At 47.3% G+C, this 23860-nt stretch carries 20 protein-coding genes and 3 tRNA genes; 11 read left to right on the plus strand and 12 right to left on the minus strand.

Going from position 1 to position 23860, the window contains the following annotated elements; all coding sequences use genetic code 11:
• Nucleotides 1-16: 16 nt before the first annotated feature.
• Genes KDN34_RS09330 through zwf form a run of 4 tightly spaced genes read right to left on the minus strand, consistent with a single transcriptional unit; the run spans nucleotide 17 to nucleotide 4699 of the window.
• A complete protein-coding gene (locus tag KDN34_RS09330) occupies nucleotides 17-658 on the minus strand; it encodes a bifunctional 4-hydroxy-2-oxoglutarate aldolase/2-dehydro-3-deoxy-phosphogluconate aldolase (RefSeq protein WP_212593544.1) in 642 nt (213 codons plus the stop codon).
• Nucleotides 659-676: 18 nt separating this feature from the next.
• Entirely contained in the window at nucleotides 677-2503 is a 1827-nt protein-coding gene (gene edd, locus KDN34_RS09335; protein WP_212593545.1) for a phosphogluconate dehydratase, read from the minus strand.
• Nucleotides 2504-2512: 9 nt separating this feature from the next.
• Nucleotides 2513-3217 (minus strand): 6-phosphogluconolactonase, encoded by a 705-nt coding sequence (pgl, locus tag KDN34_RS09340; protein ID WP_212593546.1) that lies wholly within the window; start codon nucleotides 3215-3217, stop codon nucleotides 2513-2515.
• A gap of 9 nt (nucleotides 3218-3226) precedes the next feature.
• A complete protein-coding gene (gene zwf, locus KDN34_RS09345; RefSeq protein WP_212593547.1) occupies nucleotides 3227-4699 on the minus strand; it encodes a glucose-6-phosphate dehydrogenase in 1473 nt (490 codons plus the stop codon).
• Nucleotides 4700-5042: 343 nt separating this feature from the next.
• Between zwf and KDN34_RS09350 the strand changes: the two genes are divergently transcribed.
• Both KDN34_RS09350 and pyk read left to right on the plus strand, forming a co-directional pair.
• Entirely contained in the window at nucleotides 5043-5897 is an 855-nt protein-coding gene (locus tag KDN34_RS09350; protein WP_212593548.1) for a MurR/RpiR family transcriptional regulator, read from the plus strand.
• Between the two features lie 192 nt (nucleotides 5898-6089).
• Nucleotides 6090-7526: a pyruvate kinase gene (gene pyk, locus KDN34_RS09355; RefSeq protein WP_212593549.1), complete on the plus strand. Its 1437-nt coding sequence runs from the start codon at nucleotides 6090-6092 to the stop codon at nucleotides 7524-7526.
• Nucleotides 7527-7591: 65 nt separating this feature from the next.
• On the opposite strand, the gene KDN34_RS09360 is transcribed toward pyk, so the two are convergent.
• Together KDN34_RS09360 and KDN34_RS09365 are read right to left on the minus strand one after the other, a co-directional pair.
• On the minus strand, nucleotides 7592-9868 hold the full coding sequence (locus KDN34_RS09360) for an acyl-CoA dehydrogenase (RefSeq protein WP_212593550.1): 2277 nt from the start codon (nucleotides 9866-9868) through the stop codon (nucleotides 7592-7594).
• 15 nt (nucleotides 9869-9883) lie between these two features.
• Complete coding sequence (locus tag KDN34_RS09365; protein WP_212593551.1) at nucleotides 9884-10519, minus strand: TetR/AcrR family transcriptional regulator; 636 nt, start codon at nucleotides 10517-10519, stop codon at nucleotides 9884-9886.
• Nucleotides 10520-10757: 238 nt separating this feature from the next.
• On the opposite strand from KDN34_RS09365, the gene KDN34_RS09370 reads away from it, so the two are divergent.
• Nucleotides 10758-11789, plus strand: a complete 1032-nt coding sequence (locus KDN34_RS09370) for an IS630 family transposase (RefSeq protein ID WP_212593552.1) — start codon at nucleotides 10758-10760, stop codon at nucleotides 11787-11789.
• Nucleotides 11790-11808: 19 nt separating this feature from the next.
• Here KDN34_RS09370 and smrA read toward each other — a convergent pair whose 3' ends face one another.
• Entirely contained in the window at nucleotides 11809-12399 is a 591-nt protein-coding gene (gene smrA / locus KDN34_RS09375; RefSeq protein ID WP_212593553.1) for a DNA endonuclease SmrA, read from the minus strand.
• Nucleotides 12400-12516: 117 nt separating this feature from the next.
• Between smrA and KDN34_RS09380 the strand changes: the two genes are divergently transcribed.
• Entirely contained in the window at nucleotides 12517-13071 is a 555-nt protein-coding gene (locus KDN34_RS09380; RefSeq protein WP_212593554.1) for a YybH family protein, read from the plus strand.
• Nucleotides 13072-13079: 8 nt separating this feature from the next.
• The gene (locus KDN34_RS09385; RefSeq protein ID WP_228730480.1) at nucleotides 13080-13571 is read left to right on the plus strand and encodes a YchJ family protein; all 492 of its coding nucleotides are present in this window, start codon (nucleotides 13080-13082) and stop codon (nucleotides 13569-13571) included.
• Here KDN34_RS09385 and KDN34_RS09390 read toward each other — a convergent pair.
• From KDN34_RS09390 to KDN34_RS09400, 3 genes are all read right to left on the minus strand, one after another.
• A complete protein-coding gene (locus tag KDN34_RS09390; RefSeq protein ID WP_212593555.1) occupies nucleotides 13568-15748 on the minus strand; it encodes a putative bifunctional diguanylate cyclase/phosphodiesterase in 2181 nt (726 codons plus the stop codon). The two genes, KDN34_RS09385 and KDN34_RS09390, sit on opposite strands and share 4 nt — an antisense overlap.
• A gap of 151 nt (nucleotides 15749-15899) precedes the next feature.
• The gene (locus KDN34_RS09395) at nucleotides 15900-16190 is read right to left on the minus strand and encodes a DUF406 family protein (protein ID WP_212593556.1); all 291 of its coding nucleotides are present in this window, start codon (nucleotides 16188-16190) and stop codon (nucleotides 15900-15902) included.
• A 70-nt stretch (nucleotides 16191-16260) separates the two neighbouring features.
• A complete protein-coding gene (locus tag KDN34_RS09400; RefSeq protein WP_212593557.1) occupies nucleotides 16261-16746 on the minus strand; it encodes a VC2046/SO_2500 family protein in 486 nt (161 codons plus the stop codon).
• Nucleotides 16747-16872: 126 nt separating this feature from the next.
• Between KDN34_RS09400 and KDN34_RS09405 the strand changes: the two genes are divergently transcribed.
• From KDN34_RS09405 to KDN34_RS09415, 3 genes are all read left to right on the plus strand, one after another.
• Nucleotides 16873-16957 (plus strand) — tRNA-Tyr (locus tag KDN34_RS09405).
• Between the two features lie 37 nt (nucleotides 16958-16994).
• Nucleotides 16995-17079 (plus strand) — tRNA-Tyr (locus KDN34_RS09410).
• Nucleotides 17080-17106: 27 nt separating this feature from the next.
• Nucleotides 17107-17191, plus strand: a tRNA-Tyr gene (locus KDN34_RS09415).
• Nucleotides 17192-17233: 42 nt separating this feature from the next.
• Here the strand turns inward: KDN34_RS09415 and queE are convergent.
• Nucleotides 17234-17902 (minus strand): 7-carboxy-7-deazaguanine synthase QueE, encoded by a 669-nt coding sequence (gene queE, locus KDN34_RS09420; protein ID WP_212593558.1) that lies wholly within the window; start codon nucleotides 17900-17902, stop codon nucleotides 17234-17236.
• 162 nt (nucleotides 17903-18064) lie between these two features.
• Between queE and queC the strand changes: the two genes are divergently transcribed.
• The 3 genes from queC (at nucleotide 18065) to KDN34_RS09435 (ending at nucleotide 21060) form a co-directional block, all read left to right on the plus strand.
• Entirely contained in the window at nucleotides 18065-18781 is a 717-nt protein-coding gene (queC, locus tag KDN34_RS09425; protein ID WP_228730301.1) for a 7-cyano-7-deazaguanine synthase QueC, read from the plus strand.
• A complete protein-coding gene (rrtA, locus tag KDN34_RS09430) occupies nucleotides 18778-19371 on the plus strand; it encodes a rhombosortase (protein WP_212593560.1) in 594 nt (197 codons plus the stop codon). Before queC ends, rrtA begins: the two co-directional genes overlap by 4 nt.
• A 225-nt stretch (nucleotides 19372-19596) precedes the next feature.
• Nucleotides 19597-21060 (plus strand): hypothetical protein, encoded by a 1464-nt coding sequence (locus KDN34_RS09435; RefSeq protein ID WP_212593561.1) that lies wholly within the window; start codon nucleotides 19597-19599, stop codon nucleotides 21058-21060.
• A 106-nt stretch (nucleotides 21061-21166) separates the two neighbouring features.
• On the opposite strand, the gene uvrB is transcribed toward KDN34_RS09435, so the two are convergent.
• Nucleotides 21167-23185, minus strand: a complete 2019-nt coding sequence (gene uvrB / locus KDN34_RS09440; RefSeq protein ID WP_212593562.1) for an excinuclease ABC subunit UvrB — start codon at nucleotides 23183-23185, stop codon at nucleotides 21167-21169.
• Between the last annotated feature and the right edge of the window lie 675 nt (nucleotides 23186-23860).

Here is a 23860-nt window from a genome sequence, read left to right on the forward strand (position 1 = left end):
ATTTGGTTTTCCCAGGTTACAGCCCGCTGAGCGCTTCTTGACAAAGTGCGGTTATATGGGCCCAATCGCCTGATTCCATCGCTTCAACCGGTGCAATCCAACTGCCGCCAATACAGTCGACGTTGGGCAACGCCAGGTACTGCCGATAACTTTCTGGGGTGATGCCGCCAGTAGGGCAAAAATGCACATCATTCAGCGGCCCAGCAAAGGCTTTCAATGCCTTTACACCACCAGAAGCTTCGGCAGGAAAAAACTTGAAATAGTGATAATCCTGACTCAGACCTTCCATAATTTCCGAGATGCTGGCCACCCCGGGGATCAACGGAATACTTCCAGCTTTTCCGGCTTTCAACAGTGCTTCAGTCGCACCGGGAGTGATAGCAAATTGTGCACCAGCGGCTTCAGCTTGCTGCAGCATGGTTTCATTTAAAATTGTTCCTGCGCCGACTACCGCCTCTGGCACCTCTGCCACAATTTTACTGATAGCATCTAAAGCACAAGGGGTTCTTAGTGTAACTTCCAGTACTCGAATACCGCCAGCCACCAAGGCTTTAGCTAATGGAACAGCGTGTTCAATTTTATTGATAACCATTACAGGAATAATGGGGCTTAACGCAAATATTGCTGAGGGCTGCAACGTCCAATTGTTCTGTGTCATGTTACGGCTCCTTAATGGTTAATAAAATTCGTCGATAGCACTGGTACTGCGAGCACCTGTTTCAGGACTGCTGAAATTAGCGCGCAGCGCGGTGAACAATTCCCGGCCCATGCCGTAACGCACCGGTCGCAAAGTAACCGACTCTGCGGTTCTTGTTGCCAATTCAGCTTCGTCTACCAATAGGCTAATTTCGCCGTTTACCGCATCTACGCGAATACGATCACCATTACGCACTTTGGCAATAAGACCGCCATCAAGTGCTTCAGGAGATAAATGGATAGCAGCAGGCACCTTTCCTGACGCACCGGACATTCGGCCATCAGTCACCAGCGCGACATGGTAGCCTTGATCCTGTAATGAGCCCAGTAATGGCGTCAGCTTATGGAGTTCTGGCATACCATTAGCTTTTGGTCCCTGCCCTTTAACCACCACCACACAATCACGATTCAGCTGTCCGCTACTGAAGAGTTCGTTAAGCTTGAGTTGATCGTCTACTACCACAGCCTCAGCCTCTACGATGCGGTGAGCCTCAGCAACTGCGGAAATCTTCATTACCGCTCGACCCAAATTGCCAGTCAGCAGCTGCAAGCCACCGTGATGCTGGAACGGTTTGGCCACAGAGCTGAGCACTTCAGGATCAAGGCTTTCGGCGGGCCCCTCTACCCATGTCAGCCCTTCAGCCAATAATTTGGGTTCTTGGGTGTAACGTCGTAGTCCATATCCCGCTACCGTATTTACATCCTCATGCAGTAAGCCGGCGTCTAACAGCTGTCTTACCAGCAGCGCCATGCCACCAGCAGCATGGAAATGGTTGATATCTGCCTGCCCATTGGGATAAACCTTGGCTAATAACGGCACAACGTCAGATAGTTCAGAAAAATCATCCCAGTTGATGATAATGCCAGCTGCTCTGGCCGCCGCGACCAGATGAATGGTCAAATTGGTTGAGCCACCGGTTGCCAGCAGCGCGACAACACCATTGACGATCGATTTTTCACAGACCAGTTCACCAATAGGGGTGTATTGAGTGCCTAATGCTGTCAGTCGACACACTTGTTTAGCCGCCGCTTGTGTCAGCGCTAAGCGCAACGGATCGTCTGGATTAACAAAGGAAGAACCTGGTAACTGTAAGCCCATAACTTCCAGCACCAGTTGATTACTGTTGGCGGTGCCGTAAAAGGTGCAAGTCCCGGCGCTGTGATATGACTTGGATTCCGCTTCCAGTAATACCGCGCGATCCACCAACCCCTGCGCAAATTTCTGTCGTACTCGCGCTTTCTCTTTATTGGGAATACCGGAACGCATGGGCCCCGCGGGCACAAACAACATCGGCAGATGACCAAAACTTAAGGCGCCAATCAAAAGTCCTGGAACAATCTTGTCGCATATACCCAGCAACAAGGCACCATCAAACATGTTGTGAGATAATCCAACCGCAGTCGCCATCGCAATGACTTCACGACTGATCAAACTCAGTTCCATGCCTGGATAGCCTTGCGTTACACCGTCACACATGGCAGGAACACCGGCAGCCACTTGCGCAACACTCCCCACCTCATGGCAGGCATTCTTGATGATCTGCGGGTAATGCTCATAAGGTTGATGTGCCGATAACATATCGTTGTAAGCGGTAACGATACCGATATTGGCTTTGGTTAACTGTCGTAACGATTGCTTATCATCTGCTTGGCAGGCGGCCATACCATGGGCCAAATTGCCACACCCCAAGCTGGCACGATACACGCCATCAGCTTTGGATTCCTGAATAGCGGCAAGATATTTTGCTCGGGTAGCTTTACTGCGGGCAATTATTCGATCAGTTACCGCCTGTACTGTAGGATTCATAACGTCTCCTTATGCAGCCCAATACACGTCCACAGGGGTCTTGTGCTGGGACAGAATTGCGCGAATTGGCATCTCATTGACATTGTCAGAGACCAGCGCCTGGTGATAAACATCCAGTTTCTGTTGCCCTACCAGATGCAGATATATTTGTCGGCTCGACATTATGGCATTGCGGCTTAAGGTAATGCGGGCATGTGGTGCCGCTTGCGGATGTACCGCGCACAGTAACGCGTCTGTAGTCAACGCCTGTTGCAATTCCGCAGCTGGAGCACTAGGAAACCAAGAACAGGTATGGCCATCATTGCCCATACCTAACACCACCACATCAAATGGACGCGGGATATTGGCCAGTTGTTCCGTGGTCATGGCGACACCGGCTTCAGCAGTCGCAAACATATTTTTCAGCCCGCGAAATTTGGCACTTGCTGCGAAATGCTGTAACAGGTGCTGCCGGACCAGATGCTCGTTGGAATCCGCACTGTCGGTGTCAACCCAGCGTTCATCTGCCAGCGTTATAAACACTTCGCTCCAGTCGAGCACCTTGCGGCTCAATTTGTCAAACAAGCCTATCGGCGTAGCCCCCCCCGACACGACCAGACTTGCTTTGCCTCGAGTATCAATGGCTGCTTGCAAAGCATCGGCAATACGCTGCGCTAACTGTTGTTCTAACTGCTCTTTAGAATCGAAAGATTTAAAAACGGTTTCTTTCAACATACGGCCTCCTTATTCGTCCCAGGAACGTCCGTCTTTAGTAATCAATGCCACCGAAGCTACGGGACCCCAGGTGCCCGCAGGATAAGGCTTGGGTTTCTCATTGCTCTGTTCCCATGACTGAATGATACCGTCAACCCAGATCCATGCTTGCTCTACTTCGTCGCGGCGCACAAACAGTGCCTGATTACCTGACATTGCTTCTAACAACAGGCGTTCATAGGCATCGGGGATCCGTTCATTTTTAAAGGTATCGGAAAAACTCAAATCAAGCTTAGTGGTCTGTAGTCGCTGTTTCTGCTCCAACCCTGGCACCTTGTTCATCATCTGGATCTCAACCCCTTCATGCGGTTGCAGACGGATCGTCAGTTTATTCGGCGGCAGATTACGATAACTGGAGCGATACAGATTATGTGGGGGATTTTTAAAGTAGATGACGATTTCAGAACTCTTGAACGGCATCCGCTTACCACTGCGTAGATAAAATGGCACCCCGGCCCAACGCCAGTTATCGATATCCAGTCGCAGCGCCACAAAAGTCTCGGTATTTGACTGAACGTTGGCCCCCTCTTCTTCCAGATATCCAGGTACTGGCGAACCTTTAAGGAAACCTGCGGAATACTGCCCGCGTACGGTATTTTCAAACACATTGTCCATGGTGATTGGACGCAGCGATTTTAATACTTTGACTTTTTCATCACGAATACTGTCAGCATCAAGGTTCACCGGCGGATCCATGGCAATCAACGTTAGTACCTGCAACAGATGGTTCTGGATCATATCCCGCATCTGGCCGGCCTTATCAAAATACCCCCAGCGACCTTCGATACCGACTTCTTCCGCAACAGTGATCTGCACATGATCAATGGTGCGATTGTCCCATTTGGAAGCAAATAGTGAATTTGCAAAACGCAGTGCAATGAGGTTTTGTACGGTTTCTTTACCAAGATAATGGTCGATACGATAAACCTGACGTTCATCAAAATAGGCAGATACCTGATCGTTAATCACTTTGGAAGAGGCCAGATCTGAACCAATCGGCTTTTCAAGTACCACGCGGGTTTCAGCATTGATTAGGCCCTGTGCGTGCAAACAACGACAGATGTCACCGAAAATTGCAGGCGGAGTGGCAAAATAGTTCACCATTACACGGCTCTGGCTATCCAGAAGCTTATGAAACGCCGCATAACCGTCCACATCAGTGAAATTGGTACCAATGTAATGACACCGCCCAAGAAAACGTTGCAAGGTTTCAGGACAGACGTCCTCTTTCACAAACTTTTTGATAGATTGAGTCACACGCTCAATAAACTCTTCCTGCGTAAAGGCATCTTTGGCAACGCCAATGATACGGGTATCAGGATGTAACAAATTGGCCTTGTCGAGCTGGTATAATGAAGGCAACAATTTGCGCCGGGCCAGGTCTCCTTTTGTGCCAAAGAGTACAAAATCACAGGCTTTGGTCTCGGATGATGATTTGCCCATCGCTTAACTCTCTCCTTTGAATTAGGGTGGCTTCACTTTAACAGATCCAAGCGTAAACCACGCATTCGGAAATCGATATACAGAATTGTTGTAATATAACCACAAATACGAAAAACTGCATCTGTTATTTAAGCTTTATCCTTTCCCTGATGGCTGGTCAAAACTATGGTAAATCTGTTATGCTCAGTGCATTGTAATCCCTGTTACATGCGGCATTTCGCCACGTTAGCGTAATCTAATATGGCTTTGATATCCGTCAATACTTTGATGTTGAGCTTCGTATAACTTACAGCAAGAAACTAATAAAATTACATAATCTATTGGCCTGCGGACTTAATAACATATGAATACCTTAGAAAAGGTTCAGAAGAACCTGCCTCATTTCAGCAAATCTGAGCGTAAAGTTGCCGAGGTTATTCTGGCTTCCCCACAAACTGCCATTCATTCCAGCATAGCAACACTGGCAAAAATGGCGGATGTGAGTGAACCAACGGTTAACCGGTTTTGTCGCCGGCTGGACACAAAAGGATTCCCTGATTTTAAGCTGCACCTTGCACAGAGCCTGGCGAATGGTACGCCCTATGTCAGTCGCCATGTTGAGGAAGACGACTCTCCAGACTCCTACACCAACAAAATTTTTGAGTCCTCCATGGCGGCGCTGGATACCGCGCGCCAGAGTGTGGACCCTATCGCGATTAACCGTGCCGTCGATGTTCTCACCCAGGCGAAAAAAATTTCCTTCTTTGGTTTGGGAGCCTCTGCAGCAGTAGCTCATGATGCACAGAATAAATTCTTTCGTTTTAATGTCCCGGTAATTTGTTTCGATGATGTGTTAATGCAGCGGATGAGCTGTATTAACAGTAATGAAGGTGATGTGGTGGTGTTAATTTCACACACAGGCCGCACTAAGTCATTGTTGGATATCGCTCGTTTGGCAAGAGAAAATGGCGCCGCAGTGATCGCCATCACTTCACGCAATTCACCGCTCTCCCGTGAATGTACCCTGCCGGTAACAATGGAAGTCCCTGAAGACACCGATATGTATCTACCAATGGCGTCCCGACTGGCACAACTGGTCATTGTTGATGTACTCGCCACTGGGTTTACCCTGCGTCGTGGGCCGCGCTTTCGCGAAAGTCTGAAACGGGTTAAAGAGGTTCTGAAAGAGTCCCGCGTAGAAAAAACTGATGTAATGTAACCAACCTCTTACGTTTTTATCCCCAAGCGACCGCCATACAGCAGTCGCTTATTTTTTAACCATTTTTGGTTAAAGTCACAAAATTTAAACATCTTTCTGTCGCTTTTTTGTTTGTAAGTTTCCTACAAAACAAATGTAACTCTGTTAAGATATTAAGCAGCACATTTGCAAACTTAATGGGGTATAAACACCATGTTTCGCAGAACAAAAATCGTGACAACACTGGGTCCAGCCACAGACCGTGACGATAACCTACGCAAAATCATTGCCGCTGGTGCAAACGTCGTTCGTCTTAATTTTTCCCATGGCTCTCCAGAAGATCACATTAAACGCGCGACTGATGCAAGAAACATCGCAAAAGAACTCGGCGTACAAATTGCAATTCTGGGTGACCTGCAAGGCCCTAAAATCCGGGTATCTACCTTTAAGGATAACAAGGTAATACTAACGCAGGGACAAACATTCGTATTGGATGCCGAACTGCCCAAAGGTGAAGGCGATGTGAATCAGGTAGGCATCGATTACAAAGAATTGCCTGATGATGTCGATGTTGACGATACCTTGATGTTAGACGATGGCCGAGTGCAACTACGAGTCACGAAGGTTGAAGGCCGCAAAGTTTTTACGACTGTCACCATTGCGGGTCCTTTATCAAATAACAAAGGGATCAACAAACGCGGCGGCGGTTTGTCTGCAGCGGCTCTTACGGATAAAGATAAACATGACATCATCACAGCCGCTGAAATTAAGGTGGATTATCTGGCGGTTTCATTCCCTCGCTCAGGCGCGGATTTGGAATATGCCCGCGAATTGGCACGCAATGCCGGTAGTGAAGCACTGATCGTTGCTAAAGTCGAACGCGCAGAGGCAGTAGCGTCAGACGCAGCGATTGATGACATTATTAATGCATCAGATGCGGTTATGGTGGCACGTGGAGATCTGGGTGTAGAAATTGGCGATCCTGCTCTGGTAGCAGTACAGAAAAAGCTCATCAGTCGTTCGCGCCAACTCAACAAAATCGTGATCACAGCGACCCAGATGATGGAGTCAATGATCAGCAATCCCATGCCTACACGTGCTGAGGTCATGGACGTTGCCAACGCCGTTCTTGACGGCACTGATGCCGTTATGCTGTCGGCAGAAACCGCGGCGGGAAGTTACCCAGAAGAAACTGTCGCCGCTATGGCAAGAGTCTGTCTGGGTGCCGAAGCCCATCCCAGCATTCGGGTATCAAAACATCGCCTGGACCAGAGTTTTAGCACCGTAGAAGAAACCATCGCCCTCGCCACTATGTATGCGGCTAACCATTTGTCGGCAGTGAAAGCGATTGTGGCCCTGACGGAATCGGGAGCCACCCCCAAACTGATGTCTCGTATCAGTTCGGCTTTGCCGATTTTTGCGCTTAGCCGCCACCAGCGAACCTTGTCCGCGATGGCATTGTATCGTGGTGTGTATCCCGTTGCATTTGAGTCATCACTTCATGCACCAGACTTTCTGGCGCAGGCGGCATTAGAGTGTTTGCGTGATAAAGGATACATTCATACGGGTGATATGGTGTTGATGACAAAAGGTGATGTCATGGAGACTATCGGTGGCACTAATACCTGTAAGGTTTTGATTGTACCTTAAAAAATCGACTTCACTTCGAATAGAAAAGGTACGCATTGCGTACCTTTTTTATTCATCCATGTGGATTACAATTTTGCAAAATCATCGACATTAATGGCGGCCAGTCGCAGCTTATCTGCGGCGAGTAATCTTGCTTGTTCTTCTTCCGTGATAATATTTTCGGCTACAGCGATTTCTGCTAAAACCTCCAATGAGGATTCACGCGCGAGTTTCCCTTGCTTTTGCGCATCACGCAGTCGTGCATATAGGTCACGGCATTTATGCATCGCCTGAAAAGCTGCTTCAACTTCTGCGATTCCACCGGTATCGCCCACAAAATTCGGACATAGAAAGGTTAACCGCTCACGCACTGGTGAAGGTTTCTGCAAACTCACAGCTACACTGCTGCTGAGCTTATCTGATGGCCCGTTAAACCAGTTACCCAACGGAAATACTAGTATTCGCATCAGCCAGGATAATGGCTTATTCGGGAAATTACGAATAACCCCTTCCAGCGCCTCTGCAGTGAGCTGTAACCGAGTTTGCATCACATGTTGTACCACCGGCAAGTCGTCAAACTGGCGCCCGTGATCTTCAAACAACTTTAGGGTGGCCGACCCAAGATACAATTGACTGAGAGCGTCGCCGAGTCTGGCAGAGATCATCTCTTTACGCTTTAGATCTCCCCCTAACACCAACATCGCAATATCGGTCATAAATGCCAGGGCAGCAGACATGCGCGACATCTGTTTGTAGTAGATGCGGGTGTCGCCGCTTACGGGGGCGGAGGCAAAGTAACTTCCTGTCAGTGCATGACCGACACTTGCCAGAGCATTACGCAATGCGTAACCGATATGCCCCATCAACAGAGAATCAAAGCGATTGAGCGCTTCTGTCTCATCGCTCATGCCTGCCGCTTCCATTTCTGACAACACATAAGGATGACAGCGTGTGGCACCTTGACCAAAAATCATCAAGCTGCGGGTAAGAATGTTGGCACCCTCAACGGTAATGGAGATTGGATTAGCCATATAGCCGTGAGCCAGATAGTTTTTCGGTCCCATCTGGATGCCTTTGCCCGACTGTATATCCATTGCATCATTCATCACTTGGCGGCCAAGTTCCGTCATGTGATACTTGGCAATCGCAGTGACAACCGATGGTTTCACTTTAAGATCAATGCCAGTGGTGGTCAGACGCCTGGCGGCTTCCAATTGATAGGTATTGGCAATAATTCTGGCTAAAGCCTCCTGCACACCTTCAAACTGTCCTATCGACAAACCAAACTGTTTGCGAATATAGGCATAAGCGGTTGTGGTTTTCGTGGCTAAGTGACCCGATGCTGTTGCCAATGCAGGAAGGGAAATCCCCCTGCCGGCAGATAAACACTCAACTAACATTCGCCAGCCTTTACCCGCGAATTCTGGTCCCCCAATGATCCAGTCCAGCGGAATAAACACATCGTTCCCCTGTGTCGTACCGTTCATAAAGGCCATATGTAGAGGATCATGTCGACGACCAATTTTTACACCTTTATGCTTGGTAGGAATTAACGCGCAGGTAATACCGAGATTTTGATTATCGCCAAGTAAGCCTTCCGGATCTTTCATCTTAAACGCCAGGCCTAATACGGTAGCGACAGGGGCCAGCGTGATATAGCGCTTGTTCCAGGAGAGTTTCAGACCAATGATCTCTTCACCGTCAAACTTACCACGGCAAACAATTCCTTCATCGGGAATAGCGCCCGCATCAGAACCGGCCTCTGGACCAGTAAGTGCAAAACATGGCACTTCGTCGCCGGTAGCTAATGCTGGCAACCACCTTTCTTTCTGCTGCTGCGTGCCGTAATGCGTCAGTAATTCCCCCGGACCTAGCGAATTAGGCACCATCACTGTCACCGCAGCACTGAGACTACGACTGGCAATTTTACTAACGATGGTCGAATTGGCGTATGCCGAGAACCCCTTACCGCCGTATTTTTTAGGGATTATGAGTGCAAAAAAACCTTCTTTTTTAAAGTATTCCCATAATTCCGGTGGCAGATCGCGGCGTTTGTTTACAATGTCGTAATCATCAATTATGGTCAGCGCTGTCATGACCTGATTATCAATGAACGCCTTTTCATCAGACGACAACGTGGGTTTGCCATAATCATGCAATTTTTCCCAGTTGGGTTGACCACGAAACAGCTCAGCTTCCCACCAGACATCACCCGCTTCCATCGCCTGTCGTTCGGTATCTGAGAGCGGCGGCAATACTTTGCGGAAGAAATGGAGCACAGGCTTTGTCACAAATTGCATGCGAATATCGCGCACAAAAAACAACGCGACTAAAACTAAAAGCAGTAGTAACAGGATAGTCATATCAAAACCCTTGATTTAGTTACCCGACACTGCAACGCCGGCAGAAATATAGGGGATCACTTTACGAATAACAGCTTCAATATCGTTGCTTTCATTAAAATCTGCGGCAGCAATTTCCATCAATGCATCCGCTGATGCCATCGCAAAAACGATGGTGCCAAGCGTGAAATGTAAACGCCAAAAGATATCGGCAGCAGGAATTTCAGGCACGCTTTCAGACACGGCTTTCACAAAAGTTTGTAAATGATCACCGTAGTGCGAAGTGATAAACCAACGCAGATGCCCCTGGCTCTCGATGTAACCACGCCCCAACAGTTGCAAAAAAGTACGCGTACCGTCAGGACACAGTTGATTGAGTTTTAACAACGGGCTGACCAATGCTGAAAAAATCTCTGGCAATGATGCCTGTTGTTCTTGCTTGCGCTGAGCATTGATTGCCTGAGAAGCCGCTGGCATGAAAACATCCAGATAACGCGCTAGCACCGCCCGAATTAGCTCCTTTTTGGAGCCAAAGTGATAATTAACCGATGCCAGATTGACTTCAGCCTTACTGGTGATCAGTCGCAGAGAGGTTTCCGAAAAACCACGCTCAGCAAACAGCCGTTCGGCTGCATCAAGAATACGGGTCTTGGTATCAAAGCGATTGGCCATTCCATCCCCCAGAATATTTTAAACACCTGTTTAAAATAATTGTTGGGATAAATGATGTCAAACGAAAAACTCCCAGCACGGAATGTATTTACGGTTAAGGGGAATATTTTGAAAGATGACCCGCTTCCAGCAATTAAATAGCTGTTCCGAAGTGTAGATCACCTGCGAAGGGAACTCAGTGTGAAATGAGCGATCAGATAAGTCGCCAAACCACACTTTACACACACCCACACTGAGTATGAACAGAATAACATTGATTGATCGTGCCGAGCGACGCCGATTAGAGAAAATCGTCCAGCGAAGCAAAGATAAGCGTTTCAGCCGTCGAGCAAATGCGGTGTTACTTGTGCATCAAGGACTATCCCGACAGACAGTCGCAAGCTTGCTTAGCGCGGCTCGTTCTTCTGTAAATCGCGGGTGTAGCAAGTATAACGAACTGGGGATAAACGGATTGAAAGATGCCGAACTGGGGAAACCACCGTACTTACCCGGCGATGCCATAGTGAAGCTGCTACATTTTCTAATCCCTTGCTCACCACAAGATTTAGGCTATCAGCGTAGTCGTTGGAGTACCGAATTGCTCGCCAAAGTATTGCGAAAACATGCAGGAATTCATATTCATAGTTCGACGTTACGCCGGTGGATGCCAGAACTCGGGATAGTATGGCGACGGGCCGCACCGACACTCAGAATTCGAGACCCACATAAGGACGAAAAGTTAGCGGCAATTAAAGCGGCTCTGGATAACTGCAATGCCGATAATCCTGTCTTCTATGAAGACGAAGTTGATATCCATTTAAACCCTAAGATAGGTGCAGATTGGGGCTTTCGAGGGAAACAACGGTTAGTGGCAACACCTGGCCAGAACGAAAAATATTATCTTGCGGGGGCCTTACATGCCGACACAGGCACAGTGAAATATGTAGGCAGCGACTCAAAATGTTCGGCGTTATTTATTAGGCTGATGGAATTGCTTCGGAAGAGCTATCGCAAAGCAAAAACTATCACGTTAATCGTGGATAATTACATCATTCATAAGAGCAAAAAAGTGCAGGCTTGGCTAAGCAACAATCCCAAGTTCACACTCCTGTTTCAGCCCGTTTATAGCCCTTGGGTGAATAAAATTGAGAAGCTGTGGCATGCACTTCATGAAACGGTGACACGCAATCATAAGTGTTCGCAGATGTGGCAGTTGCTACGTAGGGTGAGGCGATTTATGGAAACCGCTTCACTCTATCCGGGAAACCTACATGGATTGGCAGAGCTGTAGCAGAATTAGGATCAGTTATTTAACGTAAATAGCCGCCGCGGCGATTCTTCTCGCGGTTATCAACGCGCTGCTGCTCGGTTTTTGGCAACATCACATACACTGCCCCATACCCCCCCTGTTCTCTTTTGGCACTGTGAAAAGCCAGAACTTCGTCTAACTGCGTCAACCAATAATTCACGCACGATTTGATCAATGCCGGGAACGGCTTACTGTGATATCCCTTACCATGGATCAGCAACACACAGCGATCGCCTCTTTGCAAACGCGTCAGAATAAAATCGACTAATGTGTCTCTGGCCTGTCGTACCGTCATACCATGAATATCAAGCTCGGCGGCCACCTTATATTTGCCCTGCCGTAGATTCTTAAATACAGCCTCTTGCACCCCCTCACGTTTGAAACTCAACATATCATCGGGTTTGACTGGAGTAATGTGCACCAATTCCAATGGTAGCCGTAACAGATATTCACTCGCCTGAGCCGCCGCTTTTCTGGCCTGCTGGGCATCAGAGGGGCCCGCTTTGGGTGAAATAGGCAGCGTATGACTCTGTTTTAATGGGACAACGTCAGCCATTTCTGACTGAAATAAATCCTTATCATTTTGATCCATAACAAAAGTCCATCCTTTTCCAACGTCTAGATTACACACTTTGTTAAGAAATCAATCTTCTGATCGACCGTGGCATCTATTATAGTTACCTGCATTACACCTGATTAGACCGTATAAATGAGAATCTTTCTGATAGCACTGGCGCTACTGTTCGCGACGGTAAAGCCAGTATGGGCTGCCAATAGCGACGATGCAGACCAGGTAGCCCTGAATCAACAGTATCAGCAATTCATTAATGCCTTTGCGGCACTAGATCCTCAACGGTTAGTTGCAATATACGCTGACGACGCCACCTATATTCCGGAACAACAGAATGTCGCCATCGTCACCGGCAAGAATAGCATTGTCGAACTTTATCAGAAATTCTTTGACCGAATTCGTAAGCGCAAAGCGCACATTGAAGTCGATTTTCGCTTGGTGAAACGGTTAATCCAAGGCAATTCAGCAACAGATGTCTGCTATTATCTGGTGCGTTTTCATCCCCCCGCCGAAACGGAAGAGCCAGTGAGTGAATTTGCGGGAAAGATGGTCACTGTTTCAGAAAAAAATGCCCAAGGTGTTTGGCAATGGAAAGTCGATATCAGCAACCGCGCTGAACCTCAGCATTTTTTTGATGCCCCCCCCAAACCCAATCTCTATTATGGTCATCATTTCAGCCCACTGACTAAGTAAAACTTGTGATGGCCTCTATGGAAATCGACGCGAAAAGCAATTGTCCATGCGGTAGCGGCAAGCAGTATTCTCAATGCTGCCAGCCATACCACCAACATCAGATCCCTGCCCCTACGCCAGAAGCATTGATGCGTTCACGATATGCGGCGTTTGTACTGCACTTGTTCGGCTATCTAGAAAAAACTCATCATCCGGATTTTCGTCACGGATTGACGGCCACATCACTTGCACAAGGTAAGCAACCAGATTGGTTAACGTTGAATGTGATCAGTAGTGAACAGCAGGATTGCCGCGGCACCGTCTTATTTAAAGCGTGGTATAAGATCGATGGTAAATTAGATGCCATCTACGAACAGTCAAATTTTTTGTTGGTAGATAAACACTGGTTTTATACCGATGGCGAGCAATATCAGACAGCGTTGCCTAAACGCAACGATTCCTGCATCTGCGGCAGTGGTCGCAAGTTTAAACTTTGCTGTATGAATAAGCTTTTGCGTTAATGGAGCATCACAGGTTTGTCTGCTTCAATAAAGCGGGCGAAATCAGCTTCACGTAATGCCGGACTGTAAAGGAATCCTTGGGCTTGGTGACATAGATTATCCGCTAAGAATCGTTCCTGTTCCGCGGTTTCAACCCCTTCAGCCGTCAGTGAAATGTTGAGCGCCTTGGCCATCGCAATAATCGCACTCACAATTTCCTGACTCTGGCGACTAATATTCAAATCCGAGATAAAAGAACGGTCAATTTTCAGCTTGCTGATGGGGAATTGTTTCAGATAACGCATCGAGCTATAGCCGGTACCAAAATCGTCAATAGCCAAACCAACGCCCAAATCTGCTAATTCCTGACACAGATTGGTTGCATAGCGAATATCTTCCATCAGTTCGGTTTCAGTGATTTCAAGAATTAACGTTTTCGGCTTAATACGATAGCGAGTTAGCAGATCCCATACCTGTTCATAAAGATTACCACCGAAGAATTGCCTGGCGGATACGTTAACGTGCATCGACATGTCAATATTGCGATGTTGCCACAGATAAAGCTGTTTACAGGCAGCCTCAAGCACCCAACTACCTATGCTATTGATCAACCCTGTTTGTTCAGCAATATCAATAAACGCGCCGGGATACATAATGCCGCGTTTGGGATGATGCCAACGGATAAGCGCCTCGGCACCGATGTAACTCTTACTTTGCAAATCTCTCAGCGGTTGATAGTAGAGTTCAAACTGACGGCCACGAATTGCCAGATTTAAATCTCGTTCAATCTCCGCATCATCCTTGAATGCTTTCAGTAATGTGCTATTGAACACCTGAATAGCCATTCCCTGCTTTTTCTTGGCATATTGCAACGCAATATCGGCACACGTCAGTGGTGGCACTTTTTCGACAATTTCATCAATAGCGACAATTGCCATGGCTGGACGGACATCCACAGACTCCCGCCCCAAGGAAATAGGCATACTCAACTGTTGATACAAACGACCATAGCAGTGTTGGAGGTCTTCCTGTTTCAACTCAGGTAACAACAACGCAAATTCATCGCTACCCACACGTGCGGTTTCAGCACCACTATATAACGCTGAAAAATGTCGCAGACGACGAGCGATTTCCACCAGCAAATCGTCACCTTTACTATGCCCGTAAGTGTCATTGTATCGCTTAAAGCCGACTAGGTTGACGAGTAGCAGATAGCCGCATTCTGTACGATCCAGCATGCGGTTAAAATAGGTACGGTTATACAGGCCAGTGAGATTACAATGCCAGGCAAAATGTTCTAATTCAGTCTGATGATTGCGTGCTTCGGTATGATCTTCAGCCGTCACCAACGCGTAGTGGTTTCCGCGTCTGGTTTCAAACTGGCTGGCATAGAATTTCAACCAATAACTGTCACCATTTTTATGTTGCAATGGCACTTCACCGCGAACCACTTCTCCGCGACATAGCTGTTCTAATACTTGATGAGCGGCTTCGGGAGATTGACGGAAAAAAGCCAGCTCTTTAAAACTCCGACCTATAAGCTTATCTTGCGGAATACCGGTTACCATCTCATGTGCTTTATTCACATATTCGATAGTTTCTTCGTGTAAATTCACCAGCAGTGTAATCTGTGCTGACTTTTCGATGGCTGACTGGAATAATGTCAGCATCTCATCTTTATGATAAGCATCACCGGTTGCCAGCGTCAGTGCCAACTGATCCGCTACCTGGCAAGCCAGATGTATTTCAGTGTCATTCCAGATGGCTTTTTGGGCATATCGTTCAAGGCTCAAGACGCCTTCAATATGTCCATTAATCCTGACGGCAATTTCCAGTGCACTTTTAATCTGATTGGGCTGGATATAACTAGTATGTAATTCAGCTAAACGGGGATCATCAGCCGCATTACTCGCGGCGATATGCAGATGATTTCGAAGCTCGGCAATATAATGTGATAATGATTGTAAATTACTCGGCCGGACGCGCTGTTGACTGGCGGGTGTACCATATCTCGCCGCTTCAAATTGAATGTGCTGGTCCTTAGACCAGGACCAAACGCTGGCATGATCGACCTGTAAGTGCTCACAGAGTAATTTTGTAGCAAGCTCCGCCGTACCAACAAAATCACCCTGTTGTTTCGCTGTCGAATTCGTTAGCGACTCCAATAATCGCCAATACTGCCCACGATTAACGCTCATTCACATCCAGCCAAATTAAAAGACCTAAACTATTGTTTTTTATTATCACTCGCGAAGATTACACATTTACGAATTACGCAGCAACAATAGATATATCTGCTAACAGTTTTATCCCATCTGTATTTCTGCTAACAGTTTTATCCCATCTGTATTAAGGCAGACTGTTTTCCAATTGGAAGATCATTTTTTCTGCACTACAGCCAAACTCAATGTCTAACAGCCAATTAGGTGCTTTTTCTGTCAATGTAACCACCGCATCAGCAAATCTTGCCGAGGCTTTGTCTGCCAATGTCTGCGCGTCTTCCTTGGCGGTTTTGCCTGAAAACTGTAAATGCAGTAATACATCGCTTTCTTCAACCACCGTACCGATATCGACAAAACTGCCACATTCAGCACAGGTATCATTCACCAAATCACTTTGCGCTTCTTTAATGCTTTTCATGACGTCTCTCCGGAATGAACCATAACTTAGTGATTATAGGCTCTTATAACCTGTGTTTCTGTGGCAAGTTTCACGCTGCTTGTAGTCTATGGGCCGCCAGACACTGTTGTAATACCAATTCAGACAGCTGTGGCGTTTCCGGCAATAACGGAAAATGCTCACCATTGAAACGGTTACGAGCAAGAAGACTACAATTTTCCAGGACTTCACCGGTGCCACTGGCCCAGTGACCACGGATCACGATAGGTTCTGCGTTGATTGCTTCGGCTAACCGAAATGCTGTCGGGCCCTCTGACAAAAATTGGGCACTGTTATCGGTGACTAACTGCTGGCTGAGATCCCCCAGCAGTGTCGGTGCTGGAGGTAACTCAAATTGCTGGCGTAACCGGGTGTCGTTATCTAATTCATCTTGCAAATGAAATTGTGGGCAATCGCGCACATCTTGTGACAAAAGCGACAACAGTAGGCCAAAATCACTGCGCGAGTTTGTTTCTATCGCGCGATTTAAACGAGATCCTAATTGCAGTTCGTTGTGCAGTATCGGTTTGGATTGCATAAAAAAACATCAAAGAAACAACCTGTTGTTATTTAATCGACCGAACTGCCACTAACTTTAGTGGTTTTTGCAAAATCAGGCTTTACATAAAAACGCTTTCTGTCTACTATTGCCGCCGCAATTTGAGGAGGGGTTCCCGAGTGGCCAAAGGGATCAGACTGTAAATCTGACGGCTCCGCCTTCGAAGGTTCGAATCCTTCCCCCTCCACCATTTTGCGCTGCCAATCAGCACTTTTGTGTGAAGTTGAGGAGGGGTTCCCGAGTGGCCAAAGGGATCAGACTGTAAATCTGACGGCTCCGCCTTCGAAGGTTCGAATCCTTCCCCCTCCACCATTTCACCACAAAAGCTGCCAATTTCGGGGAGGGGTTCCCGAGTGGCCAAAGGGATCAGACTGTAAATCTGACGGCTCCGCCTTCGAAGGTTCGAATCCTTCCCCCTCCACCATTTTCTATGCGTTATTCGTTGTTATTGTCTCTACCTTTCTAACTAATCAATTTGTAGGTATTTATGCGTTTGCACAGATAGTCGCCAATTGTGTGCAATACATTCCTTAATCGCTAACGCAGTCGCATTTGGCTTCTGGCTTATTGGCTGCAGACAGACCACCTTTCCGGTCAAGTCCACACCTTCAAGCAAGGACTCTAATTGCTCGATATGCCGCTGAGTCGCAACCGGATGCTTAATCTCATTGGCACGCGCCAACGCCTGTGATTGCACGTTCAAACCACCTTTCATGCCGATTTTTGGTGACACAGTAACCCAAGTTGACTGGCTGCATTTCACTTCAAAGGTGCCGCTCGTTTCAATCTGAGTGGTATAACCCGCGTGATTTAATGAATTGGTGAGTTCAACGAGATCAAACAGACAAGGTTCCCCCCCCGTTAACACCACATGCTTAGCTGAAAACGATTTCTGCTGAAATGCCTGCAGCAGTGTTTCTGCGTCATACCAGGCCCAACGACCAAGCTGACCATCCGTTTGCAATACCTGTTCAGCTGGCACTTCATTTTCCGGCGTTTGCTCCCATGTATGACGGGTATCGCACCATGGGCATCCCACAGGACAACCTTGTAAGCGCACAAAAATTGCTGGCAGGCCAGTATTAACGCCTTCTCCTTGAATGGTTTCAAACACTTCATTGATCGGATATTGCATACGCAGGCTCCTGAAAACTGACAAGGGATATTTCCCTCATTGCGGCGCGCCGTTATATAGCATCTTCTTGAAAATGGCAAACCTGACATCCGATTAAGGAATTCGCGCTATTTTGCGGTAAACTGTGCGCCATTCGCTAATTGAGTGTATCGGAAGATGCTCATGACACAGACAAAAAATCCCCCTATCCGTAAAGCTATTTTAGTCTTTAGTGGCGGTCAGGACTCGACAACTTGTTTAATCCAAGCACTGGAGCAATATGATGAAGTGCATGCGATGACGTTTAACTATGGTCAGCGTCATGCTCATGAAATTGATGTTGCCCGGCGGCTTGCCCAAAAGTTAGGGGCCACCAGTCATAAAGTGATGGATGTAGGCCTCCTTAATGAGTTGGCGATCTCTGCGCTGACTCGCGACAGCATCCCGGTGTCGACTGAACTAATGGACAATGGTTTACCCAATACATTCGTGCCGGGTCGCAATATCCTGTTTCTCACACTGGCGGGGATATATGCCTACCAATTGGGTGCCGAGGCGGTGATTACTGGCGTCTGTGAAACTGATTATTCGGGTTATCCTGATTGTCGCCATGATTTTGTACGCGCATTGGAATCGGCGCTGGTTCAAGGGATGGATCGGCCGTTAAAACTCGTGACACCGTTGATGTGGCTCAATAAAGCCGAAACCTGGGCGCTCGCAGATAAATATGGCAAATTAGCGTTGGTTCGCGATGAAACGCTCACCTGCTATAACGGCATTGAAGGTCGTGGTTGTGGAGAGTGTCCCGCCTGTAAACTACGCCAACACGGTCTTGATGAATATCTGTCTAATAAGGCAATCATACAGCAACAACTGACACAAAAGAGCCGCACAGAATGAGTTGGCGTGACTCGCCATGGCTGACAGTATTGGCTGTCAGCTTACTCTGCGTTACGCTGCAGTGGTCAGGGGCGACCGAAGCACTGGAATATCAGCGACAGTTTATTGCTGATGGCCAATGGTGGCGACTATTGACCGGTAATCTACTGCATACCAATAACTGGCATCTGCTGATGAATTTAGCCGGTTTCTGGGTGGTGGTATTTATTCACCGCACGCACTATCACAACTTTCAATTAGCCTGCCTGCTCGCCATATTGCTATTGAGTGAAGGGCTTGGGCTTTGGTTAGCATTCCCAGCGCTCACGGCCTACGTCGGACTGAGTGGTATTTTGCATGGTTTATTTACCTACGGCGCACTTAACGATATCAGAATCGGCTGGCGCTCGGGTTATCTGCTCTTGGCAGGCGTTATTGCCAAGGTTATCTGGGAACAATTTATGGGCGGCAATAGTGAGGTGACACAGCTAATTGGCGCAAGAGTGGCCACTGAAGCACATTTAGTCGGCCTGGTTGACGGAATATTGGCGTTTATGCTGTTCCGTTTCATGTTCACCCTTTTTCCTTTTCAATCCAAAAACAAACGTTAATTTACACTTACCGAGTAAATAATACCGTTACAGACCTCAATGCGAACAAAAAACGTTCATATGTAATGTTTTGTATTTATTGGGTTATATGGCGTATTTATTGAATTACACAACCCTGGATTTTGAGTAAATCGTACCTATTGAGGGCGTTTTCTCAGTGAATGTTATCTACTCCCCCATGGGTAACTTTGTGTTATCAGGGGACATACACTCAGGGTTATAACCATGCCGAAAACCATTCATAGATATGCGCTGTTACTATCACTATTATCCCTGCTTGGGGGGTGTGGTGGCAGTAGCGACAGTTCAAGTAGCCAAGGAAGCAGCTTCAGTCTGCAATTGGTAACCTTGCAAAAAGATACGTTGACCAATACCAATAAAAATAAGTGTCAGGTTTATTATCGCATTGCCAACAGCGACAGTGATGGCAATGCTTACTATTATTACGCGACCAAAGTCAGTGATCCGACAGTGGCACTCTATACCGCTAATGGTACGCTATCGTCAAAACTGACAGTAGACACCACTGGGAAAGTCACTGTCTATGAGAAGGATATTCCGGCAAACGGCTATCTCGGGATCACTACCAAGACTGAAAGTCAGGCTATCACTGAATATAACGTGACAGCCATCAGCAGTGCACTACTATCGGCGATGACGGTCAGCGTCGCCAGTGACGAAACCGATGGGGCCTGTATTTCTGGTACGTATAGTGAAGCATCCAGTACCACCGGTTACATGACAGTGGCGATTGATGACAGCCAATTCACTACCGCTCCGGCTATATACCGTATTGATAATGGCGATAAAGTCACAACAACTGCCAGCAATACGTCGATGAGCATGACGGCCTACAGCAATTCTCCCGTGCTTGTGACTGCTTATGCGCAATATGATAGCAATACCGATACCGCATCCGACATGATGGGTTATGTCTATATCAGCGCATCTGAGCTTTGTTCAAAAACCACCTGTGGCAAATCCGTGCAACTGATCCCGCTGGACCAAACCGGTAGCATTGCATTTTATCACCCGGCAGAAACCGATAGCGCACAGTTAAAACTCAAAGAAGACAGTGTGGTTTATAACTGGCAAACCCTGGCATCAGACAACACTTCATACAGTTATAGCGACGAACTGGCGGATGCCACTTGGTATTACAGCGCCACAGGTAATGACGCCAACTGGACGATCACTCGTCAACAGACGATTACGGAACCGGCTAGCGGTTTTGACGTTGATATTGTGGGTGATCTTGATTTGTCAGACAGTGATCCTGTGATCAGTACAAGCTGCGTTTCAGCGACCTATGCCTGCGTTATAGTTAATGGCATCGACAGTAGCCAGTATAATTATCAGCGTACATTTGTGAGCGCCTATGATGGCACCGACAAATTTATTGCTATGCAGGTGATGGGTGCCGCCAGCGATGAAGTGGTGTTGCCACGAGCAATTGATAGCGAGGGTAACCTTATCATCAGCGCCAATCTTTTAGCGCAAGGTAGCGCCACTGTGAATTTATTGAGCGGCAGCAGTAGCGCACTGTTCCAACAGCAACGAGATGACAACCTTGCCAGCGCACCATACTACTATGGCACGGTGCTGCAAACATTAGCGAGCCAGCAAAGCATTACTCAAAGTTTGGCGGGCGCTAATATTACCAATATCACTCGTAGTAATGCGGGGTAATCTTTTGAAATCAGTTTGCTAGCCACACTCTGACATTGACTTTGAAAAGAAAAACTCATCCGAAAAATCGAATGAGTTTTTGTTTACTTGTCCGGAACATTCAAATTTAAGCTTCTATCAATTGTTGTCTTAGTTCAGCGATTTGGTCGCGAATAGCAGCGGCTTCTTCAAACTCAAGGTCGCGGGCATGCTGTAACATCTGCTTTTCCAAGCGGTCAATTTCATGGGACAGTTCGGAGGCGCTGGCACGAGCTTGATAATGAACTTTAGGTTCGGCGACTTTACGCCAATCTTTGCTGTCATATCCCCCTCGCTCCGTATCACCGACATCCATGACATCGGTGATACGTTTCACTACACCACGCGGGATAATGCCGTGGTCCAGGTTAAATTGATGCTGCTTCTCGCGACGGCGACTGGTTTCATCCATCGCTTTCGCCATTGAAGGCGTTATCTTGTCGGCATACAGGATCACCTTACCATTCACGTTACGTGCCGCGCGGCCAATGGTCTGGATCAATGAACGTTCTGAACGCAAGAAACCCTCTTTATCCGCATCGAAGATACACACCAGAGACACCTCAGGCATGTCGAGGCCCTCACGCAATAGGTTGATCCCCACCAACACATCAAACAAACCTTTGCGCAGATCCCGAATAATTTCCACACGCTCAACCGTATCCACATCGGAATGCAAATAACGCACTTTTACGCCATGTTCATCCAGATATTCGGTAAGATCTTCAGCCATGCGTTTGGTTAAGGTAGTCACGAGTACCCTTTCGTTAACCGCCACACGTTTTGCCACTTCGGACAAAAGATCGTCCACCTGAATAGCAACCGGTCTGACTTCCACTTCAGGATCCAGTAACCCGGTTGGTCGCACGACCTGTTCGGCTATTTCTCCGTCGCAGCGTTCCATTTCATAGGGACCAGGCGTCGCGGAGACATAGATAGTCTGAGGCATCAGCGCTTCAAATTCGTCGAACTTCAACGGCCGGTTATCTAATGCAGACGGCAAACGAAAACCATACTCCACCAGTGTCGTTTTCCGTGAGCGGTCACCTTTATACATGGCGCCAATTTGCGGCACGGTGACATGCGATTCATCAATGATCATCAAGCCATCGGCAGGCAGATAATCCAGCAGTGTTGGCGGGCCCTCTCCGGGACGTCGCCCCGACAGGTAACGCAAATAGTTTTCGATGCCTGAGCAGTAACCGAGTTCTACCATCATTTCAATATCGTATTGCACGCGCTCTGTCAGCCGCTGTGCTTCTACCAACTTATTGGTGTCTAACAACTGCTGACGCCTCTCTCGCAGTTCTTCTTTAATCAGATCCGTTGCCGCGAGAATTTTTTCTCTGGGCGTCACATAGTGTGTCTTGGGATACACGGTGGTGCGCGCAAGGCGTTTACTGATGTGGCCGGTTAATGGATCGAACATCGATAACTGTTCAATTTCGTCGTCAAACAGCTCGACTCGGATAGCATCTCGTTCTGATTCTGCCGGGAAGATATCGATAACTTCCCCCCGAACTCTGAACGTCCCTCGAGCCAATTCAATATCGTTTCGCGTGTATTGCAGCTCACTCAATCTTTGCAAAATATCACGCTGGCCCATGATGTCGCCCTGGCGCAAATGCAACATCATCTTCATATAGGAATCTGGGTCACCCAGCCCATAGATAGCGGAAACCGAGGCCACCAGTACCACATCTCGGCGTTCTAACAATGCTTTAGTGGCGGACAAGCGCATCTGTTCAATATGGGCATTAACCGAAGCGTCTTTTTCAATGAACGTGTTTGTTGCTGGAACATAAGCTTCCGGTTGATAGTAATCGTAATAGGATACGAAATACTCCACCGCGTTATGCGGGAAAAACTCTTTCATCTCTCCGTACAACTGAGCCGCGAGAGTTTTGTTAGGCGCCATGATGATCGTTGGACGCCCCATTGTTGCAATCACGTTGGCCACAGTGAAGGTTTTGCCGGAACCGGTTACGCCCAACAAGGTCTGATGTGCCAGTCCTGCTCCCAACCCGTCAATAAGTTGTGAGATGGCAGAAGGTTGATCGCCTGCAGGCTGGTAAGGTGATACTAATTTGAACACTGATTCAGACACGAAATGATCTCCTCCCAAAGAGCCATACATTGTAACCTCCACCACACGGTCTTACCACCGAGCTTAACTGCAGATTATCTGGGGATTGCCGTTATAACAGCGCATGCTGAAATTCAATAACGGCATCATAAATGGCATCTGCTATGCACAATTTTGAGTCAAAGCACCAATTTAATGCACAAGGCCAACTGATTAATTTCTTACAAATTGATTACAACTCCAGTCAACTTTTATTCGACTGCTTGACTTTTTTAAATCATTGTTTCTTATCTGTTTTATTTTTTGCCGAGTTTTTTACCCGATTTAAGTCGACCCTAGAATCCATAGGGGTTTGCGGCGAATTTACCAGACAAACTCACAGGGTTATCCACAGATTCAGTGGATAACTGAATCCAGCCCTGTAACCATGCGGGGTTGCGATTTTTCCACTATCGCACCACTGGCCTATTTTTTTCTGAAAAAAAATTACATTTAAAAAGTTATGTGGTGGAAAATGGCACAATGCTCACAAAATGCACAGATTGTTATGCTTTTTTTAACTTGATGAGGATTCGTTAATTCCTGAAATTGAAGTGGTTGCGTATGACGATGATACGACAATGTAGCCGGTGGATAATTATCTCAAATACTGCACATTTCAGCGATAGTAGGACATGGCTAATTATACTCAAGATT

Origin of the sequence: Shewanella yunxiaonensis (assembly GCF_018223345.1) — a bacterium.
GTDB lineage: Bacteria > Pseudomonadota > Gammaproteobacteria > Enterobacterales > Shewanellaceae > Shewanella > Shewanella yunxiaonensis.

Bases quoted from the DNA above. Each gene is read 5' to 3' on its own strand.
- KDN34_RS09365 (WP_212593551.1), bottom strand. From the start codon at position 10,519: ATGGCCAATCGCTTTGATACCAAGACCCGTATTCTTGATGCAGCCGAA.
- pyk (WP_212593549.1), top strand. From the start codon at position 6,090: ATGTTTCGCAGAACAAAAATCGTGACAACACTGGGTCCAGCCACAGAC.
- KDN34_RS09330 (WP_212593544.1), bottom strand. From the start codon at position 658: ATGACACAGAACAATTGGACGTTGCAGCCCTCAGCAATATTTGCGTTA.
- zwf (WP_212593547.1), bottom strand. From the start codon at position 4,699: ATGGGCAAATCATCATCCGAGACCAAAGCCTGTGATTTTGTACTCTTT.
- KDN34_RS09380 (WP_212593554.1), top strand. From the start codon at position 12,517: ATGAGAATCTTTCTGATAGCACTGGCGCTACTGTTCGCGACGGTAAAG.
- smrA (WP_212593553.1), bottom strand. From the start codon at position 12,399: ATGGATCAAAATGATAAGGATTTATTTCAGTCAGAAATGGCTGACGTT.
- edd (WP_212593545.1), bottom strand. From the start codon at position 2,503: ATGAATCCTACAGTACAGGCGGTAACTGATCGAATAATTGCCCGCAGT.
- rrtA (WP_212593560.1), top strand. From the start codon at position 18,778: ATGAGTTGGCGTGACTCGCCATGGCTGACAGTATTGGCTGTCAGCTTA.
- pgl (WP_212593546.1), bottom strand. From the start codon at position 3,217: ATGTTGAAAGAAACCGTTTTTAAATCTTTCGATTCTAAAGAGCAGTTA.
- KDN34_RS09435 (WP_212593561.1), top strand. From the start codon at position 19,597: ATGCCGAAAACCATTCATAGATATGCGCTGTTACTATCACTATTATCC.
- KDN34_RS09385 (WP_228730480.1), top strand. From the start codon at position 13,080: ATGGCCTCTATGGAAATCGACGCGAAAAGCAATTGTCCATGCGGTAGC.
- KDN34_RS09400 (WP_212593557.1), bottom strand. From the start codon at position 16,746: ATGCAATCCAAACCGATACTGCACAACGAACTGCAATTAGGATCTCGT.
- queE (WP_212593558.1), bottom strand. From the start codon at position 17,902: ATGCAATATCCGATCAATGAAGTGTTTGAAACCATTCAAGGAGAAGGC.
- queC (WP_228730301.1), top strand. From the start codon at position 18,065: ATGACACAGACAAAAAATCCCCCTATCCGTAAAGCTATTTTAGTCTTT.
- KDN34_RS09395 (WP_212593556.1), bottom strand. From the start codon at position 16,190: ATGAAAAGCATTAAAGAAGCGCAAAGTGATTTGGTGAATGATACCTGT.
- KDN34_RS09360 (WP_212593550.1), bottom strand. From the start codon at position 9,868: ATGACTATCCTGTTACTACTGCTTTTAGTTTTAGTCGCGTTGTTTTTT.
- KDN34_RS09390 (WP_212593555.1), bottom strand. From the start codon at position 15,748: ATGAGCGTTAATCGTGGGCAGTATTGGCGATTATTGGAGTCGCTAACG.
- KDN34_RS09370 (WP_212593552.1), top strand. From the start codon at position 10,758: ATGAACAGAATAACATTGATTGATCGTGCCGAGCGACGCCGATTAGAG.
- KDN34_RS09350 (WP_212593548.1), top strand. From the start codon at position 5,043: ATGAATACCTTAGAAAAGGTTCAGAAGAACCTGCCTCATTTCAGCAAA.